Here is a 17528-nt window from a genome sequence, read left to right as displayed (position 1 = left end):
ATTCTCAGAATGTAGCAAAGCGCGCAAGTTGATCCTGAAATCGGGACCAATATTGGCGCGGTTCGAGAAAGAAATCCAGTGATGTCCCGATATATGGGAAACTATCGCCCAATTTCTACGGTGCGTCGATGAGCAGGCTCCCCAAGATAAAACACGTGCGCGCCTTTGTCGTGAAGAACGACGGTACGGGAGGCGGCGCGGACTATCACGACCAGGGCGACGGCCACTGGATCGACGACCACATCGCCACCCCCATGGCGAAATATCCCGAGTATCGCCAGAGCCGCCGCAGCTTCGGCATCAATGTTCTGGGCACGTTGGTGGTTGAGATCGAGGCCGACAACGGCGTCGTCGGCTTCGCGGTGACGACCGGGGGCGAACCCGCCGCCTATATCGTCGAGAAGCACCTGGCCCGGTTCCTGGAAGGCCGCGATCCGTCCGAGGTCGAGAAGATCTGGGACCAGATGTATTTCTCCACCCAGTATTATGGCCGCAAGGGCCTGGTGGTGAACGCCATTTCGGGCGTCGATCTGGCGCTGTGGGATCTGCTGGGTCGCCTGCGACAGGAACCCGTCTTCGCCATGCTGGGCGGCGCGGTTCGCGACGAACTGACCTTCTACGCCACCGGCGCCCGCCCCGACAAAGCCAAGGAACTGGGCTTCATCGGCGGCAAGATGCCCCTGCACCACGGTCCGGCCGAGGGCGAAGAAGGCCTGCACAAGAACCTGGCCGAGCTGGAGGCGATGCGGAACGCCTGCGGCGACGACTTCTGGCTGATGTTCGACTGCTGGATGGCGTTGGACCTGAACTACGCCACCCGCCTGGCGCACGAGGCGCACAAGCTCGGCCTCAAGTGGATCGAGGAGGCGCTCAGCCCCGACGACTACTGGGGCTATCAGGCGCTGAAGAAGAACGCACCCAAGGGGATGCTGGTCACCACCGGCGAGCATGAAGCCACCCGCTGGGGCTTCCGCATGCTGTTGGAAATGGAATGCTGCGACATCATCCAGCCGGACGTGGGCTGGTGCGGCGGCGTGACCGAACTGATCAAGATTTCCGCCATGGCCGACGCCAAGGGCGTGCTGATGATCCCGCACGGATCGTCGGTCTATTCCTACCACTTCGTGGTGACGCGCCATAACAGCCCGTTCGCGGAGTTCCTGATGATGGCCCCCGGCGCCGACGAGGTCGTGCCCATGTTCCACCCCCAGCTGATCGGCGAACCCGTTCCCGTGAACGGCAAGCTGAAGGTTCCCGACGCCCCCGGTTTCGGCGTCGAACTGAACCGCGACATCGCCCTGCACCGCCCCTACGCGCGCTAAGACGAAAGACCTCACCCATGAAATTGCTGCGCTACGGCCCCAAGGGCCACGAAAAACCCGGCACGCTGGACGCCGAGGGCCGCATTCGCGACCTGTCCGGCGTCATCGCCGACATTACGCCGGAACAGCTGTACGGCCCGGCGCTCGAGGCCCTGAAGGCCATCGATCCGGCCACCCTCCCCCTGGTCGAAGGCCAGCCCCGCTATGGCGTGCCGGTGAACGGCAGCCGCAAGTTCATCGCCATCGGCCTGAACTTCGCCGACCATGCGGAGGAGTCCAATCTGCCCATCCCGGCCGAGCCGGTGGTCTTCACCAAGGCCATCACCTGCCTGAACGGCCCCAACGACGACGTCATCATCCCGCGCGGATCTGAAAAGACCGATTGGGAGGTCGAGCTGGGCGTCGTCATCGGCAAGACCGCCACCTACGTCACCCAGGCCGAGGCGCTGGACCACGTCGCGGGCTATGTCCTGATCAATGACGTGTCCGAGCGCGCCTTCCAGACCGAACGCGGCGGGACCTGGGACAAGGGCAAGGGTTGCGACACTTTCGGCCCCGTCGGCCCCTGGCTGGTCACCACCGACGAGGTCGGCGACGTCCAGAACCTGGACATGTGGCTGGACCTGAACGGCAAGCGGATGCAGACCGGCAACACCCGGACCATGATCTTCGGCGTCGCCGAGATCGTCTCCTATCTGTCGGAGTTCATGACGCTGGAGCCCGGCGACCTGATCACCACCGGCACCCCGCCCGGCGTGGGCCTGGGCCAAAAGCCGCCGCTGTATCTGAAGCCCGGCGACACGGTTCGCCTGGGCATCCAGAAGCTGGGCGAGCAAGGCCAGACTTTCGTGGAATGGACCCGATGAGCGCTTACGCAGGACGGTTCGAAGGCCGCACCGCCGTCATCACCGGCGGCGCCTCTGGGTTGGGCAGGGCCTCGGCCGCCCGCATCGTCGCCGAGGGCGGCAAGGTGGTGCTGTGGGACCTCAACGCCGATGCGTTGGCGGCGGCGGCAGACGAGGTCGGCGCGACCCATGTGATCGCGCTGGACGTCGCCGATCCCGACGCGGTCGCGGCGGCGGCGGCTGAATCCGCCAGGCGGCTGGGCCGGATTGACATCCTGGTCGCCTCGGCCGGGATCACCGGCGCCACGGTTCCGGTGCATGAGTTCCCAATCGACAGCTGGAAGCGGGTCGTCGACATCAATCTGAACGGCGTCTTCTACTGCTCGCGCGCCATCGTGCCCTTCATGCTCGAGAACGGCTATGGCCGTATCGTCAATGTCGCCTCGGTCGCCGGCAAAGAGGGCAATCCGAACGCCAGCGCCTATTCGGCCTCAAAGGCCGGGGTGATCGGCTTCACCAAGTCGCTGGGCAAGGAACTGGCGGGCAAGGGCGTCATCGCCAACAGCCTGACGCCCGCAACCTTCGAAAGCCCGATCCTGGAGCAACTGCCCCAGAGTCAGGTCGACTATATGCGTTCCAAGATCCCGATGGGCCGCCTGGGCGAGGTCGAGGAGAGTGCGGCCATGGTCTGCTTCATGGCCTCCGAGGAGTGCAGCTTCACCACCGCCTCGACGTTCGACACGTCCGGCGGCCGCACGACCTACTAGGGTCCGACGCGTGCCGTCGGGCCTTCGCATCGTCGATCCCCACGTCCACCTGTGGGACCTGTCACGCGCGCGCTATGGCTGGCTTCAGGACGATCCCCTGCCGAACAATCCGGCGGGGGACATGTCCGCCATCGCGCACAGGAACTATCTGCTGGACGACTATCTGTCGGACACGGCCGGGTGGCGCGTGGACAAGATCGTCCATGTCGAGGCCGGCCAGCCGATGGGCTGGCAACTGTCCGAGACGGACTGGCTTCAGGCCATGGCCGATCAGCGAGCCTATCCCCACGGCGTCGTCGCCGGCGCCGACCTTCTGGCCCCCGACCTGGACGCCCTGCTGGAGGCCCAGGCCGCGCGGCCGAACGTGCGTGGCGTGCGTCAGATCGTCTGCTGGCACGAGGACCCGCTGAAGACCTATACCGACCGCGACCTGCTGCGCGATCCGCAGTGGGTCGAGGGGTTCGCCAAACTGGCGCGCCATGGCCTGTCGTTCGACCTGCAGCTCTATCCGTCGCAGATGGCGACGGCGGCCATCATCGCGGCCCGCCATCCCGACATACCGATCATCGTCAATCACGCCGGTCTGCCGACCGACCGCGACGCAGCCGGCATGGAGCGGTGGCGCAGGGGCCTGCGCCTGCTGGCCGCCCAGCCCCAGGCATCGATCAAGATCTCGGGCCTGGGCATCACCGACCGCGCCTGGACCTTGGACTCCATCCGACCGACGGTGCTTGAATGTATCGAGGTCTTTGGGACCGAGCGGGCCATGTTCGCCTCGGACTTCCCGGTCGAGCGCGTCCACGGAACCTTCGACGCCTTCTATTCGGCCTTCGACGCCATCACAGCCGACTTCTCGGCCGACGAACGCGACCGTCTGTTCGCCGCCAACGCCGAGACGATCTACCGCATTTGAACGGGGGCGAGCGGCCGCAGAACGACGGCCGCCCGCACTGTCTTCATGTCGTGAAGCCGATCCGCACGGCGGCTTCCTCCAGACTGTCTCCGACCAGAGCCAGGTTCTGAATGGCCGCCAGGCTCCACTGAGCCGCGTCATTGGTCGAAACCTGCGGGTCTTCCTCGATGGGACGCAACACATCCACCCCGCCGACGGTGGTCGTCCGGGCGTTCAGCAAGGCGCGCAGGCTCTGCGCGTCCCGCCCCAGGAACTCGGACCAGGCGCGTAGAGCCAGGGCGTGGTCATTCTCCTGATGGGCGGCGTAGGCCGACAGGCGCGAATGCCCCTCCACCAGCGAGCGCCCCGGCGGGACAGTACCGAGCAGGGCGGAGATTTCGGCCGGCGGCGCATTATAGTAGCGGCAATATTCCAGCCAGGCGGCGCGATAGGCGGGCACGTCCAGCAGATCCAGCAACTCGGACGTCATCTCGACGACCCCGAACACCGCGCTGAGATGCGACACCCCGACATAGTCGCCCTGCCCCTGATAACGGCCGGTGGCCAAGTCAAAGGGCGCTTCACCCGCGAACCAGCGACGTTTCATGCCGGCGATCGTGTTCATTCCGTTCAGGATACGGTCGCGCCAACGCGGGTCGCCCGTTCGCTCCCATTCGGTCAGCCAGGCGGCGATGAAGGCGCCCCACGAGGTTCCGAAGCCGGACACCACCTGCCCCTCTGGAACGGCCCGTCCGGGCGCCGGGGGCAGTTTGCGCGAGATGTCCACATTGAGCAGAGCCTGCTCTGAGCTCGTCAGTTCCCACATCAGATCGCCCACCCGCTCGTCTGCGGTCAGGAAATAATAGATCCGACGATAGGCGACATTCGAGACCCGCGGCTGTTTCGACGAGTCGGACCAGTGCTGGACGCCATGGCGGGTTCCAAACCCCTTGAACCGCCCCAGATGATAGACATCGACCTCGCCGGTGTGGCGGGTCATCGCCTCGGCGAACTTGAACAGATCGGCGCGCCCCGTGCGGAGATAGCTGGTCCACAGCCAGAGATCGGTCGAAAGCTCGGAGTTGTCCCAGGCGTATCCGCCCACGTCGTACCGCCACATGTGACGGTCCGGGTCATAGGTGTGCATGACGTCGCCATACGACCAGAAGCCGTACCAGCGCCTCTGCTCGGCCTCCTTCATATAGTGGTCAAGCAGATAGGTCAGACGGCCTTCCAGCCCCTGACGGATGGGGGTGGACGCATCTGGCAGGCCCCAGTCTCCGAACACCCCGGCGGCGTGCAGGCGCGCCGGTTCGACTGTCAGACGGGCTGGATCGGCCACCTGTTCGGCCATGGCCGAAAACGCGGCGTGCGACGGCGTCGCCCCCAGGGCCCATAGTGTCAGTTCAGAGGTGCGGGCGACGCCGTGCGCGTCGTCCCAGCCATCCTCATAGTCCTCATAGGTGATGTTGAGGCCGACCATTTCCTCGGCCGTCGTATCCATGCCGTTGGCGCTGCGGTACGGGCGCATATCCATCGGCGGGGCCTCTGGCGACCACAGCCAGGCGGTGATCTGCGCCGTGTCCGTATGGGCGTTGCGCACCTCAAGCCCCGTCGGCGCCCTTTGCCAGAAATCCTTCAGACCAAGCGCCACGCCGCCTGTCGCGCCGCCGGCGTAGACCAGGCCTCGGCTGCGGGCGCCGACGTTGGAATCGATCCAGGCATGCCCCTCAGACGTCCGCTTGCGCAGGGTGAAGCCGTCCGGCGACAGCTGGGAAAGCGTGAAATCGCCCCATTCCGGAATCCACTGCAGACCGTCGTTCCGAAGGATCTCAGGCAGATCGGCAAGGGCCACCGCCTGACCCTCGATCTGGGCGCTTCGCACCGCCGGCGTAGGATTGGCGCGGGTGCGCAGCCCCGTCAGGGTCCGCACCGCCTCGCCCCAGACTCCAGGCCCTTCGCCGGAGAAGCGGACATGGCGATTATAGCTTTCGTCCGTCATCGGCGCCTGGACCACGACGCCCAGGCCCCGGATGAAGTCCCGGGCCGGATCGCCGTCGAAGATGAAGCTGTGCACGATCCGAACGCTCTCCGCGCCGGCGTAGAAATACAGGCGCACCGAGACCGGCAGCCATTCGCGGCTTCCGTCGCTGTGCACGCCGTCCAGCTTCAGCACCGCCCGCACCGGGCCGGTCTGTTCGACCGTCACCTTGCGGATCTGAACCGCATAGCGCGCCGACTGCACCACGCCGGTCGGCGCCAGTTCAGCCTTGTCCTGGGACAGGGCGACCAGTGAGAGGTTTTGGACGGTGACGCGACCGGCGCGCGACGCCTGCGACACCAAGACCGGACCTGACTTGGGAATACGCCATTCCAGATCGCCGGACGCGACGACGATCTCGGTCCCGTTTTCGACGACGCGCACGGGCCGGGCCGGCGCCTTGGGCGCGCCCGGTACGATGGACAGGCCTTCGACCGCCGCATCTGGGGTGACCGCATGGGCGGACCATTTCAGGGAGCCGTCGGGCCAATAGGCGATCGGCCAGGACTGGGTCGGGGTCTCACGGCCGTCGCCGCTGCGGATCCTGAAGGCCTGGCTCGGCCGTACCGCGCCACGGGGCCAGGGCACGCCGAAGGTCGCGCCCTCAAGCCGTCCCGGCTTCTCGCCGTCCAGCCATCGCAACGGGGTGTCGACAGGCGCGTTGCGCGCTGCGGCCAGGACCGGCCCGCTGACGGCCTGGGCCGCCGCCAAGGCGCCCGCCCCCAGCAGAAGGGCGCGGCGAGAAGGTGTGACACAGGCCATGGAATGCTCCGTCCGCCCGAACTGACGCTGGCGTCAGAACTCAAAACTAAAAATTGGGCCGCCGTCCTTTCGAACAGCGGCCCTCAGGAGATCAGGGATCTAGTATTTGTAGGTCAGGCCCGCGAAGAAGCGGCGTCCCGAATAGCCGGTGCTGATCAGGCGAATGTCGCCCGCCCAGGTGGTTTCGTCTTCGCTGGTCAGGTTCTTGCCCTCGGCGAACAGGGTCAGACCCTTGACGGGCGCCTTCCAGGAGATCTTGCCGTCCAGATAGCCGGTCGGATCCTTGATGACCGGATTGCCCGAGTTATCGGCCGCCGTGACCAGATATTCCGAGCGGTAGTTGTAGGCTAGGCGCGCATTGATCGGACCACGCTCGTACCACAGGGTCGCATTATAGCTGTCGGTGGACAGACCGGGATAAGGCAGTTCGGAACCGTCCAACTGGCTGTAGATGCCGACTCCGGTCGCTTCCTGGTAGGTATAGTTGACGTCGGCGCCGAAGCCCGAGAACACGCCGGGCAGGAAGGTGAAAGCCGTCTTGGCCGTCAGCTCAATGCCAGAGATCGTCGCGCCTTCGCCGTTGATGTAGCTGTTATAGTAGTACAGCACGCCGTCGCCGAAGACGTCCCGCTGGCCCAGGCTGGTGCGCGAGGACAGGTAGAAGGTCTCGATATCCTTGTAGAAGAAACCAGCGGAAAGCTGCGAGTCTCGATTGGGATACCATTCGAACGACAGATCGTACTGGGAGGCCTCATAGGGCTTCAGGTCGGGGTTCCCGGCGGAGCAGCTGTCAGGACCGTCGTCCGAGGTGCCGTCGTTGGCGTAGTTGATGGTGCACGTCATGTTCGGGATCAAGAAGTTGTACAGCGGACGCGCCATCAACTTTGCGTAGCCGACGCGCATGCTCAGCTGATTGTCGATCAACCAGGCGTTCATGTTGAAGCTTGGCAGCCATTTCGTATATTCACTATTCTCGTTGACCAGGGTTGTGGACACCGTAGCCGTAGTCGACACGTTGTTAACAAGCTTCGTCTCGTTCCGTACATACTTGCCTGCCGTACTGATATCCGTGTGGACGCGACGCAGTCCGAGATTGCCGACGATATCCAGGCCCAGCAGCGGCAACTGCCAGTCCAGACGGATGTACTGCGCGTCTGACTTCTCTTTCACCCTATCCGGGATCTGATCATAGGTATTTCCGTCGTTTCCGACGCCGGAATACAGATTGTTCAGATTGAAGTTCGACGTATCGAGATACTGGGCGACGCTATTGTAATTCGGATACATCCATGTCGACGGCAGGGTCCCCGCATAATGGAACTCGGCCGGCAAAGGCGTCATTGCCGCGTCGAACACCGAGTTTGAGAACGCCCGCGACCAGGTTTCTGTCGTCGTAAAATAGTTGGTTGCGTATGCATTACCGTAAGCAGCGGCAGTTTGGTCAACCGTCGCCGAGTCACTGATTCGTGCCGTAGAATTGATCGAGTTTGTATATATGACGATGTCATCAACTTGAGACACCAGATCATTGCCGTTACTGACTATGAACCCACCATAGCCATATTCTTCCTTAGTAGCGTCCGAATATCGAGCGCCAAATTTGATATTTGTCAGGAAAGTCGTGCGCGGATCAAACTCGACATCCAGCTTGTACTGATCTTCATTATTCGCCGACTGAGATGGGCGATACTGGATCTGGTACTGACTGACGGCGGAGGCGTCGCTCGGCGAATAGCCCTCGGCGAAGGTGAACACCGGCGCGGACGTGCCGGGCTCCAGAGTGACGACCAAACCCGGGGTATTGAAGCTGACCGACACGTTATTGGTCTGGCTCACCGTCTCGCTCTCGGCATTGGCGCCCATGAAATCGACCTTGAAGCGGTCGCCGACCCAGCGGAAGCCATAGGTCAGATAGTTGGACTCCGCTTCGTAGCGGAAGTCCCGCGACGAGATGCTGAAGGCCGTATCTCCGCCCCGTCCGGACGTCCCCAGGCAGCTACCGACGACATAGGAGGTGACATTGTGGTTCTCATCCACGACCACGCCCGGAACAGCCTGGGCCGTTGTCGTTGTGACGCGCGGACATCCGGTAGCGTAGTTCAGTCGATCCAACGACGTAAAGTCGGTGCCGTAGTTGATGTCGTTCAGCTGCTGTGTGCGCGAGTTGGTCTGATAGGTCGCGAAGGCGCGCAGGGAGTCGCTGAACTTGTACTCAAGGGTGAACTCTCCGGACTTCCGTTCGTCGTCCCGCGTCCAGACCCGATAACGGCTAACCCTCGGGCTATAGTCGTACCACTGGGTCAGGCACGCCGTGCGCGCCGCCGACGTCGTGAGCAGGTTTGCATCGGGCGTCGAGATCGTCGCGCACTCCGCCTCCGTCCCCACGCTCGCCAGCGCATCATTCACAGCCTGGCTGTATGACTGATTGTAATAGTTGACTGTTTTGTCGGCTGAATTGTCGAAGTCCGCCAGCCGCGCCCAGGAGTTGCCGTCGTAGAAATCGCCGCGGGTCAGGACACGATCATAGGTGACGTTGGCCATCACCCCCAGTCGCCCATCCAGCAACTGGGTGGCCCCGAACAGGCTGGCGCGCGGCTTCCAGTCCGGCAGCGTATCGAGCTTCTGCCCCGAAAGCGTGAGGGAGAAGGTCGGCGCGCGGAAGTCCAACGGCTTGCGCGTGGTCACCGCGACCGTGCCGCCGATGCTGCCCTCGGTCATGTCCGAGGTGAAGCCCTTGAAGACGTCGATGGACTTGACCATTTCAGCCGGCAATTCACGGAAGTCGTTCGAACGCCCGCCGCCGCCATAAACAGTGCTGTTGCCGGCCGTGGAAAGAATACTGACGCCGTTCACCTCGACCCGGTTCAGATCAGGCTCGACCCCGCGGATCGACACGGCGTTGCCTTCGCCGAAGTCGCGCGACAGCTGAACGCCCGTCACCCGCCCCAGGGCTTCACCGACGTTCTTGTCTGGGAACTGCCCGATGTCGTCGGCGACGATGGAGTCCGACACCGTGCCGGCGTTCCGCTTGCGCCCCATCGCCGATTGCAGGCTGGCGCGGATGCCCGTCACGACCACTTCATCAACAACAGTCGCCTCGGTCGACGCCTGAGGCTCCGGCGCCGGCGCCTGTTGAGCGAGGGCCGGACAGGCCGAGCCAATCAACAAGGCCGCCGTGCTGGCCGTAAACATGAATCGGTGCGTAGAACGCCCTTTGATCTTGGTATGCATTTAGAAGTCCTCCCTCGGCTTGTAGCCTTATTGTTGAGCGACACTTTTGCAGCCCGACCGGTCCCGGCCAGTTTCTGGAAAAGCGAAGATCCCCGGCAAGATTTGCCAAGCGGATCGATTGCGGTGTTGGCGCATCGCGTAATCAGTCGCGCCATGCGTCACTCATGACGCTCTGGCGACTACTTCCTCCCCTTCTGCTGCGGCTGGCCCTTATCGAGCTCTATCTCTTGGCGACCATCTATAGCATCGCGTTTCATTAGTGCCAAATATGATTTTGCAGTTCCGCAATGTGGGAATTTGCACCCTCGGCACCCCAGATCACGGTCGATCAAGACCTGCAAACCATTGCGCGACGGCCGGCTCGCTCTCCCCCGAGACAAGCCGACATCGCCTCAATTTTCGGGCCCGGACGGCCTCTTCGGTTCCGGCTGCAGCCGGGTTTCCGAGACCAGAGGATTGCGCCCCCAAAGTTTGGCGTACGGCCAGCCGGTCAGGTCCTCCACCACCGCCTGCGCCTGCGGACTGGAGGGCGACACTTCGCCCGCTCGCAGTCGCTCGATCTCGTTCATCAGCACCTGGTGGCTGGCTGCATCGAGACGGAAAGACCAGGACAGGATCGCGCCCAGCGTCATGACCGCGATCGGACCGATGACGAGCAGCGCCGCTACGGTCGCCACGGCCCCGGGCGTCTGAACGACCCCGGCCCCTGCGACCGGCGAGACATAGCCGCCCGTCTCGATGATCCAGCCGGTCAGGATGATTGCGCCCGACTGCGCCAGCTTGCGCACCAGGGTCATGACGCCGGCGAATATTCCTTCGCGGCGTTGGCCCGTCACCGCTTCGTCGATATCCGGCAGATAGTTGTAGACCGACCAGGGCACGAAGTTCAGCGTCCCCCGGCCCAGGCCGGCCAGGATCACCGGCGTCAGCAGCCAGAAGACGGCGCTCAGGTCGAACGCGCTGCTGGCGGGGTTCACCACCGCGAACAGATCCTGGCTCATCATCTCGGGCCGCACCCAATAGAAGACCAGCAGCAACAGCAGGGCCACGGTGAAGAAGGCCGCGGCCGAGCGATAGGCGACCACAGGCCCGATGCGGATCACCAGATGGATGGCGATCATCACCGAGACCAACTGGGCGACATACATGGCCGTCATCATCTGCGAGATCATCACCGTCGCCCCCGCCATCACGGTGGCGACGAAGATCGGGAAGGCCGTGTTGAAGATGTCCTGCGAGATATAGCCGCCCAGATAGATCGACAGATGCTGGCGGAAGGCCCGAATGCGAAGGGTCGAAGACAGATCCCGGAACATCTTGACCGGGATCATCAGCGCCGCGCCCCAATCCAACGGCTTGGCGACCACCGCCTTCTCGTCCTCGGTATAGGGCCGCTCCCAGGTGAGGATCACGACGATCAGAACGACCAGGCTGAACAGCAGCCCAAATATGGTCGCCATGATCAGGAAGGTCTGGGCCGAATCCTGACCGCCGAACCTGTTGATGATCAGGGTGGGAAGATAGGAGGCCAGGATCGCCGAAGACTGGGCCACCAGCATCCGCGCCCCTGCGAACTTGGCTTTCTCCTTGTAATCCTTCGTCATCTCCGCAGCGAGCGTCTCCCACGGAATGAGGAACATCGTGTAGAGCAGCTCGAAGAAGATGAAGATCGTCAGGTAGTAGGCGAAGGTCTGACCGCTGACGAAGATCAGCGCAAAACTGGGCAGCAGCGGAATGGTGATCAGCAAGAAGATCTTGCGACGCCCGATCTTTCGACCGATCCATGTGTGCCTGAGATTATCGGACACATAGCCGATCAACGGACAGGTGATCGCCTCAAGCAGGCGCGGCAATCCCAGGATCAGCCCCGCCTCGACCGGCGTCAGATCGCAGAAGGTGGTGAAGAAATAGAAGAGCCAGCCGGTGATGACCGCCTGGGCCCCCGCCCCCAGCATGTCTCCGGAGCCCCAGCCCCAATAGTTGTACCAGCGCGGCGAACGCATTGGCGACGACGTGACACTCATGGCGGACCCCTCCCGAACCGCGGCGCGTCAGATGTACTGACGCAGGAATTCCGCCAGGCACAGAATGGCCAGCGACTGTCCGTACGGCATGGAGGTCAGCGGGATGTCGCGATAACCCTGAAGATCATCGAAGACCGGGGTGCCGAACGACACCTGGCGCAGTTCACCGTCGGCCGACACATTCGCCAGCACGCCCTTAACGGCCTTCAGCGCCATCGGCGCATATTCGGGGCTGATGTAGCGTTTGCGAACCGCCTTCAGGATTCCATAGGCGAAGCCTGCGGTGGCCGAGGCCTCCAGATAGCTGTCCGGGTCATTGATCAGGGTGCGCCAAAGACCGCTTTCATCCTGATGTTCCGCCAGAGCCTTCACCTGGGCCTCCAGGGTCTCGATCAGGAAACGCCGCAGACTGTCTTCCGGCGGCAGATCCAGCAGTTCGATGAACTCGGGGATGGCGATCGTCACCCAGCAATTGCCCCGCGCCCAAAGCGCGTCAGCGAAATTGTGCCGCCCCAGGAATGTCCAGCCGTGGAACCACAACCCCGTCCGACGGTCGAACAGGTATTTGATATGTATGAGGAACTGCTTCTTGGCTTCCTCGACATACTCCGGACGGCCCAGCACCAGACCGATCTTGGCCAGCGGCAGGACGCTCATCATCAGGGTGTCGTCCCACATTTCTTGCGGGTTCTCGTCATTGAAGACGATGTGCTGGAATCCCCCCTCCTCTGTGCGCGGCAGGCCGTCCATCAGCCATTCCGCCCAGGTGTCGAGATAGGGGATGAAGGTCTGATCGCCAGTCTGCTCGTACAGATAGGCCAGCGTCAGAAAGGGTGAGACGGTATTGATGTTCTTCGTCGGCGTGCCGGCTGCAAACCGGTCCCGGAACCAGTTCAGCATGATGTCCAGCGCCGCCGGATCATTGGTCTGTTCGTACAGCTTGTAGATACCGTACAGACCGATGCCGTGGGTCCATTCCCAGTCGTTCCAGCCCTTGGTGTCGATGACACGGCCGTCGTCGAGCCGCAGCAGGAACTCGCCCGACTCGTCCTTGATGTTCACCAGATTGTCCATCAGCCGCGCGATGGTGTCGCGGATATCGGCATAGGGCAGGTCGTGGATCAGATTCGGCATGACTGCACTCCCAGGCGCCTGCGGCGCCAATCAAACAAGGCGAGACGAAGGATGGGGATCGCGCATGAGATTTGACGGCGCCGGGCACGCCCGCGCATCATCTCCTTGCCCCCAAGCCTTCCATCCCATTCTCAAAACGGCGCTAGCATCGCCGTCCCATTTTTTATATATCATTCTCATTATGTGAGCATCTGGACCTGGTCAAGGATCGGGTTCGCGAACAGCTCAAACCTCAGACAGGCTCGGTCCCTTCGAACCGTCCAGCCCTGATTTTCGGAGATTCCATGTACGACAAGGTCTATCAGGCGACCCATCCCGACATGATGGACGGCGCTACGAACCAACAGCTGCGCGACCGCTATCTGGTCGAGGGCATGTTCGTCCCCGGCAAGATCAGCCTGAACTATTCGCACAATGAGCGGATGATCATCGGCGGCGCGACACCCGGCGACGTCGCCCTGCCCCTGCCCAGCCATTCCGAACCACCGTCGCTGGCCGGCAAGCCCTTCCTGCACGCCCGCGAGCTGGGCGTCGTCAACATCGGCGGCGCCGGCTCGGTGAGCGTCGACGGAAAGACCCTGGCGCTAGGCTTCCGTGACGGGCTTTATATCCCCATGGGATCGGCCGACGTGACCTTCGCCTCAACAGACCCCGCAGAACCGGCCAAATTCTATCTGATCGCGACGCCGGCCCATGCCCGTTACGACCTGACCAAAATCTCGATCGAAGACGCCGTGCCGCTGGAAATGGGCGCGCTGGAAACCTCGAACGAACGAACCATCTACCAGTATATCGTGCCGGCCAAGGTCAAATCCTGCCAGCTGCTGCTCGGCGTTACGGTGCTGAAGCCGGGCTCGGTGTGGAACACCATGCCGCCGCACCTGCACGACCGCCGTTCCGAGGCCTACCTCTACTTCGGCCTGGGCGAGAACGACCGCGTCTTCCACTTCATGGGTGAGCCGGACAAGGCGCGTCACATCGTCGTCGCCGACGGCGAAGCCGTGATCAGCCCCCCTTGGTCTATCCACATGGGTTCGGGCACGTCCAACTACACCTTCATCTGGGGCATGGGCGGCGAGAACCTCGACTACACCGACATGAACAAGCTCGACATTTGTCAGCTCAAGTAACTGGGAAAACAGGAAAAATGTCATGAGCAACCCATTCGACCTGACCGGCAAGGTCGCCCTGGTCACCGGCGGCAATGTGGGCCTGGGGCAGGGCATCGCCCTGGCTCTGGCCGAGGCCGGGGCCGACATCGTCTCCGTCGCCTTGTCCGATTCCGACGAGACCGTCGCCCTGGTTCAGGCCATGGGCCGTCGCGCCCATGCCGTCAGCGCCGACCTGACCTCGATCGAGCCGGTGGAGCGGGTGGTCCAGGAAGCCCTGGCGGCCATGGGCCGGATCGACATCCTGGTGAACAACGCCGGCCTGATCCGTCGCGCCGATGCGGTGGACTTCACCGAGGCCGACTGGGACCTGGTGATGAACATCAATCTGAAGACCGTCTTCTTCATGAGCCAGGCGGTCGCCCGCCTGTTCATCAAACAGGGCGACGGCGGCAAGATCATCAACATCGCCTCCATGCTGTCCTTCCAGGGCGGCATCCGCGTGCCCTCCTATACGGCGTCCAAGTCGGGCGTCGCCGGCCTGACCAAGCTGATGGCCAACGAGTGGGCGCCCCACCGCATCACCGCCAACGCCATCGCGCCCGGCTATTTCGCCACGGCCAACACCCAGGCCCTGCGCGAGGATCCGGTCCGTTCGGCCGAGATCCTGGGCCGGATCCCGGCCGGCCGCTGGGGCGAGCCGTCGGACCTGGGCGGCGCCGCCGTCTTCCTGGCCAGCCGGGCCTCGGACTATGTCCAGGGCGCCATCCTGCCGGTCGACGGCGGCTGGCAGGCGCGCTGATCCTTCCCGCTTTCGTCATCCTCGGGCTTGTCCCGAGGATCCAGACTCCCGGTTTCAACGTCGGCGCACCCTGCGGAAGCACCGGGAGTATGGATCCTCGCCACAAGAGCCTGCCCTCGGGCGTGCCGCGCAGGCGCGACCCGAGGGGCGAGGATGACGGCGAGAGTGAGTGAGAGAGACGCTATTCGTCATTCCGGCCGTGTCATGCACAGTGCCGTTCCGATCCCGCTGCGGTTAGTCTCATGTCCCACAACGCCCCCTCCAACCGCATTCTCTGCTTCGGCGAGATGCTGCTGCGGTTCTCGCCGAACCAGAACGAGCTCCTGCTCCAGTCCCCCGCCCTGACGGTCCGTCCGGCGGGGGCCGAGGCGAACGTGGCCGTGTCCCTGGCCCAGTTCGGCGCCCCGACCAGCCTGGCCACCGTCCTGGCCGACAACCCCCTGGGCCGGGCGGCGCGGGACGAGGTGCGCAAACACGGGGTCGACGCCAGCCCGGTCGTGTTCAAGCCGGGCCGGATGGGGCTGTATTTCCTGACGCCCGGCGCGGTGCGACGCCCGTCCGAGGTTCTGTACGACCGCGCCGGCTCGGCCTTCGTCGAACACGTCCATACCGCCTTCGACTGGGACCCGTTGCTGGACGGGGTCGAATGGCTGCACGCCTCGGGCGTGACCCCGGCGACGGGACCGAACGGCTCGGCCGCCGCCGTCGCCCTGATCGAGACCGCTGTCCGCAAGGGGGTCAAGGTCAGCTATGACGGCAATTTCCGCGGCAAGCTGTGGGAGCAGTGGGACGGCGATCCGCCCACCACCCTGGGCCGGATGCTGGCCGGCGCCACGCTCGCCTTCGCCGACGACCGCGACTTCGCCCTGGTGCTGAAGACCAAGTTCGACGACCCCGATCCCGCCGTGCGCCGCCGTCAGGCCGCAGCCGCCGCCTTCGCCGCCTTCCCCCGCCTGCAACGCATCGCCTGCACCCTGCGCGTCCAGGACAGCGTCGCCGACCAGGCCCTGTCCGCCGTCATGCTGACCCGCAGCCCAGACGGCGTGATCGAGACCCAGGCCGAGGCCATTCAGCTGGCCGGCGTCATCGACCGCGTCGGCGGCGGCGACGCCTTCGCCTCCGGCGTCCTGTTCGGTCTTTGGAGCGGATGGAAGGACCAACAGGCCCTCGACTTCGGCCTGGCCGCCGCCGGCCTCAAACACTCCGTCCCCGGCGACTTCAACCTGTTTTCGGCAGAGGATGTGAAAACCGCCATGCAGGATAATGGGTTCGATATCCGACGGTAGACCGCGCGGCCTTAACGCGGATCGAAACACCCCCAAGCTGATCTGGAGCCTACCCCATGATGTTGACGGCGATGGCGATGGCGACGGCGACGGCCTTGTCGACCTGGCGGTTCGATCTCTCTGCCCCCACCAGCGAACCCGGCCGTGTCGCGGTCGCGCCGCACCAGGTCTATACCCAAGGGCAGTACGGCTATGAGCCGGGGGGATCGGACGACGGCTTTCTGTTTTCGGTCGCCGTGCCCGAAGGGGTTTATCGGGTGACGATCCGGTTCGGCGGCCGCGAAGCCGGACAGACGACCGTCAAGGCGGAAGCACGCAGACTGATGGCGCGCGACGTGGTCACCCAGGCGAATGCGGCCGTCACCCGCAGCTTCCTGGTGCACGTGCGCGGCCCCGCCCTGCCCCAGCCCCCCGCCAATGCGCCGGGCGGATCCGCCGTCAGACTGTCCGACCAGGAGGCGAACAGTCTGACCTGGGACGACAAGTTGACGCTGGAATTCCTGGGCCGACCGCGCGTCGCCTCGATCGATATCGAGCCGGCGACGGCGCCGGTCATCTATCTGGCCGGCGACTCCACCGTGACGGACCAAGCTGCGGAGCCGGCGGCAAGCTGGGGCCAGATGCTGCCCGCGCTGCTGACCCCGGATATCGTCGTCGCCAACTACGCCCACTCCGGCGAGACGCTGAAGTCCTTCATCAGCGAACTGCGACTGGCCAAGATCCTGTCCACGCTGAAGGCCGACGACTGGCTGTTCATTCAGTTCGGTCACAATGACCAGAAGACGCAATGGCCCCAGACCTATGCCGACCCGCAGACCACCTATCCCGCCTATCTTCGGGTTTTCATCGCCGAGGCCCGCCAAAGGGGCGCACACCCGGTACTGGTCACCTCGCCTGAGCGTCGAACCTTCCACGACGGTCGCATCGCAGACAGCCTGGGCGACTATCCAGACGCCGTGCGCCGCGTCGCGCAGGAAGAAGCCGTGCCCCTGATCGACCTGAACCATAGTTCGCGCGAGATCTACGAAGTCCTGGGCCCCGACGGTTCGGCCGCCCTGTTCAACGACGGCGGCGCAGACCGGACCCACCACAACAACGCCGGGGCCTGGCTGCTGGCGCGGGCCGTCGCGGCGCAGATCGCACTCGAGATTCCGACACTGCGTGATCACGTGGCGTCCGAGGCGAGGCAGTTCGTTCCGGACGCCGCGATGATGGACGAGACCGGGATCGTCGCCAGCGACGCCTATAGCCGACAGCGCCCGCGCGGCGACTGAAGGCCCGCGACGCATCGCCGCCGCCTTGAGGTTTGACCC

General features: G+C 64.0%; 12 protein-coding genes. 8 read left to right on the top strand and 4 right to left on the bottom strand.

The window, feature by feature from the left end; genetic code table 11:
- Positions 1-128 precede the first annotated feature (128 nt).
- Genes rhmD through OU998_RS08460 form a run of 4 tightly spaced genes read left to right on the top strand, consistent with a single transcriptional unit; the run spans position 129 to position 3847 of the window.
- On the top strand, positions 129-1322 hold the full coding sequence (gene rhmD, locus OU998_RS08475; RefSeq protein ID WP_267516611.1) for an L-rhamnonate dehydratase: 1194 nt from the start codon (positions 129-131) through the stop codon (positions 1320-1322).
- Between the two features lie 17 nt (positions 1323-1339).
- A complete protein-coding gene (locus OU998_RS08470; protein ID WP_267516609.1) occupies positions 1340-2188 on the top strand; it encodes a fumarylacetoacetate hydrolase family protein in 849 nt (282 codons plus the stop codon).
- Positions 2185-2934, top strand: a complete 750-nt coding sequence (locus tag OU998_RS08465; RefSeq protein WP_267516608.1) for an SDR family NAD(P)-dependent oxidoreductase — start codon at positions 2185-2187, stop codon at positions 2932-2934. Before OU998_RS08470 ends, OU998_RS08465 begins: the two co-directional genes overlap by 4 nt.
- Positions 2935-2944: 10 nt before the next feature.
- The gene (locus OU998_RS08460) at positions 2945-3847 is read left to right on the top strand and encodes an amidohydrolase family protein (RefSeq protein WP_267516607.1); all 903 of its coding nucleotides are present in this window, start codon (positions 2945-2947) and stop codon (positions 3845-3847) included.
- Between the two features lie 43 nt (positions 3848-3890).
- Here OU998_RS08460 and OU998_RS08455 read toward each other — a convergent pair whose 3' ends face one another.
- The 4 genes from OU998_RS08455 to OU998_RS08440 form a co-directional block, all read right to left on the bottom strand.
- Positions 3891-6629 carry a Tat pathway signal sequence domain protein gene (locus OU998_RS08455; protein ID WP_267516606.1) on the bottom strand — a complete coding sequence of 913 codons (2739 nt, stop codon included), beginning with the start codon at positions 6627-6629 and terminating at the stop codon, positions 3891-3893.
- 99 nt (positions 6630-6728) lie between these two features.
- Positions 6729-9821: a TonB-dependent receptor gene (locus OU998_RS08450; RefSeq protein ID WP_267516605.1), complete on the bottom strand. Its 3093-nt coding sequence runs from the start codon at positions 9819-9821 to the stop codon at positions 6729-6731.
- A gap of 431 nt (positions 9822-10252) precedes the next feature.
- On the bottom strand, positions 10253-11884 hold the full coding sequence (locus tag OU998_RS08445) for an MFS transporter (protein WP_267516603.1): 1632 nt from the start codon (positions 11882-11884) through the stop codon (positions 10253-10255).
- Between the two features lie 27 nt (positions 11885-11911).
- Entirely contained in the window at positions 11912-13018 is a 1107-nt protein-coding gene (locus OU998_RS08440; RefSeq protein WP_267516601.1) for a glycoside hydrolase family 88/105 protein, read from the bottom strand.
- A gap of 284 nt (positions 13019-13302) precedes the next feature.
- Between OU998_RS08440 and kduI the strand changes: the two genes are divergently transcribed.
- From kduI to OU998_RS08420, 4 genes are all read left to right on the top strand, one after another.
- Positions 13303-14148 (top strand): 5-dehydro-4-deoxy-D-glucuronate isomerase, encoded by an 846-nt coding sequence (gene kduI / locus OU998_RS08435; RefSeq protein WP_267516600.1) that lies wholly within the window; start codon positions 13303-13305, stop codon positions 14146-14148.
- Positions 14149-14170: 22 nt separating this feature from the next.
- Complete coding sequence (gene kduD / locus OU998_RS08430) at positions 14171-14929, top strand: 2-dehydro-3-deoxy-D-gluconate 5-dehydrogenase KduD (protein WP_267516598.1); 759 nt, start codon at positions 14171-14173, stop codon at positions 14927-14929.
- 242 nt (positions 14930-15171) lie between these two features.
- Entirely contained in the window at positions 15172-16215 is a 1044-nt protein-coding gene (locus OU998_RS08425; protein WP_267516596.1) for a sugar kinase, read from the top strand.
- 56 nt (positions 16216-16271) lie between these two features.
- Complete coding sequence (locus OU998_RS08420) at positions 16272-17489, top strand: rhamnogalacturonan acetylesterase (RefSeq protein ID WP_267516595.1); 1218 nt, start codon at positions 16272-16274, stop codon at positions 17487-17489.
- Positions 17490-17528: the final 39 nt, after the last annotated feature.

The sequence above is a fragment of the Brevundimonas sp. SL130 genome (assembly GCF_026625805.1).
GTDB lineage: Bacteria > Pseudomonadota > Alphaproteobacteria > Caulobacterales > Caulobacteraceae > Brevundimonas.
Note: the sequence above shows the minus strand (reverse complement) of the source record. Positions and strands in the feature narration are given on the sequence as shown.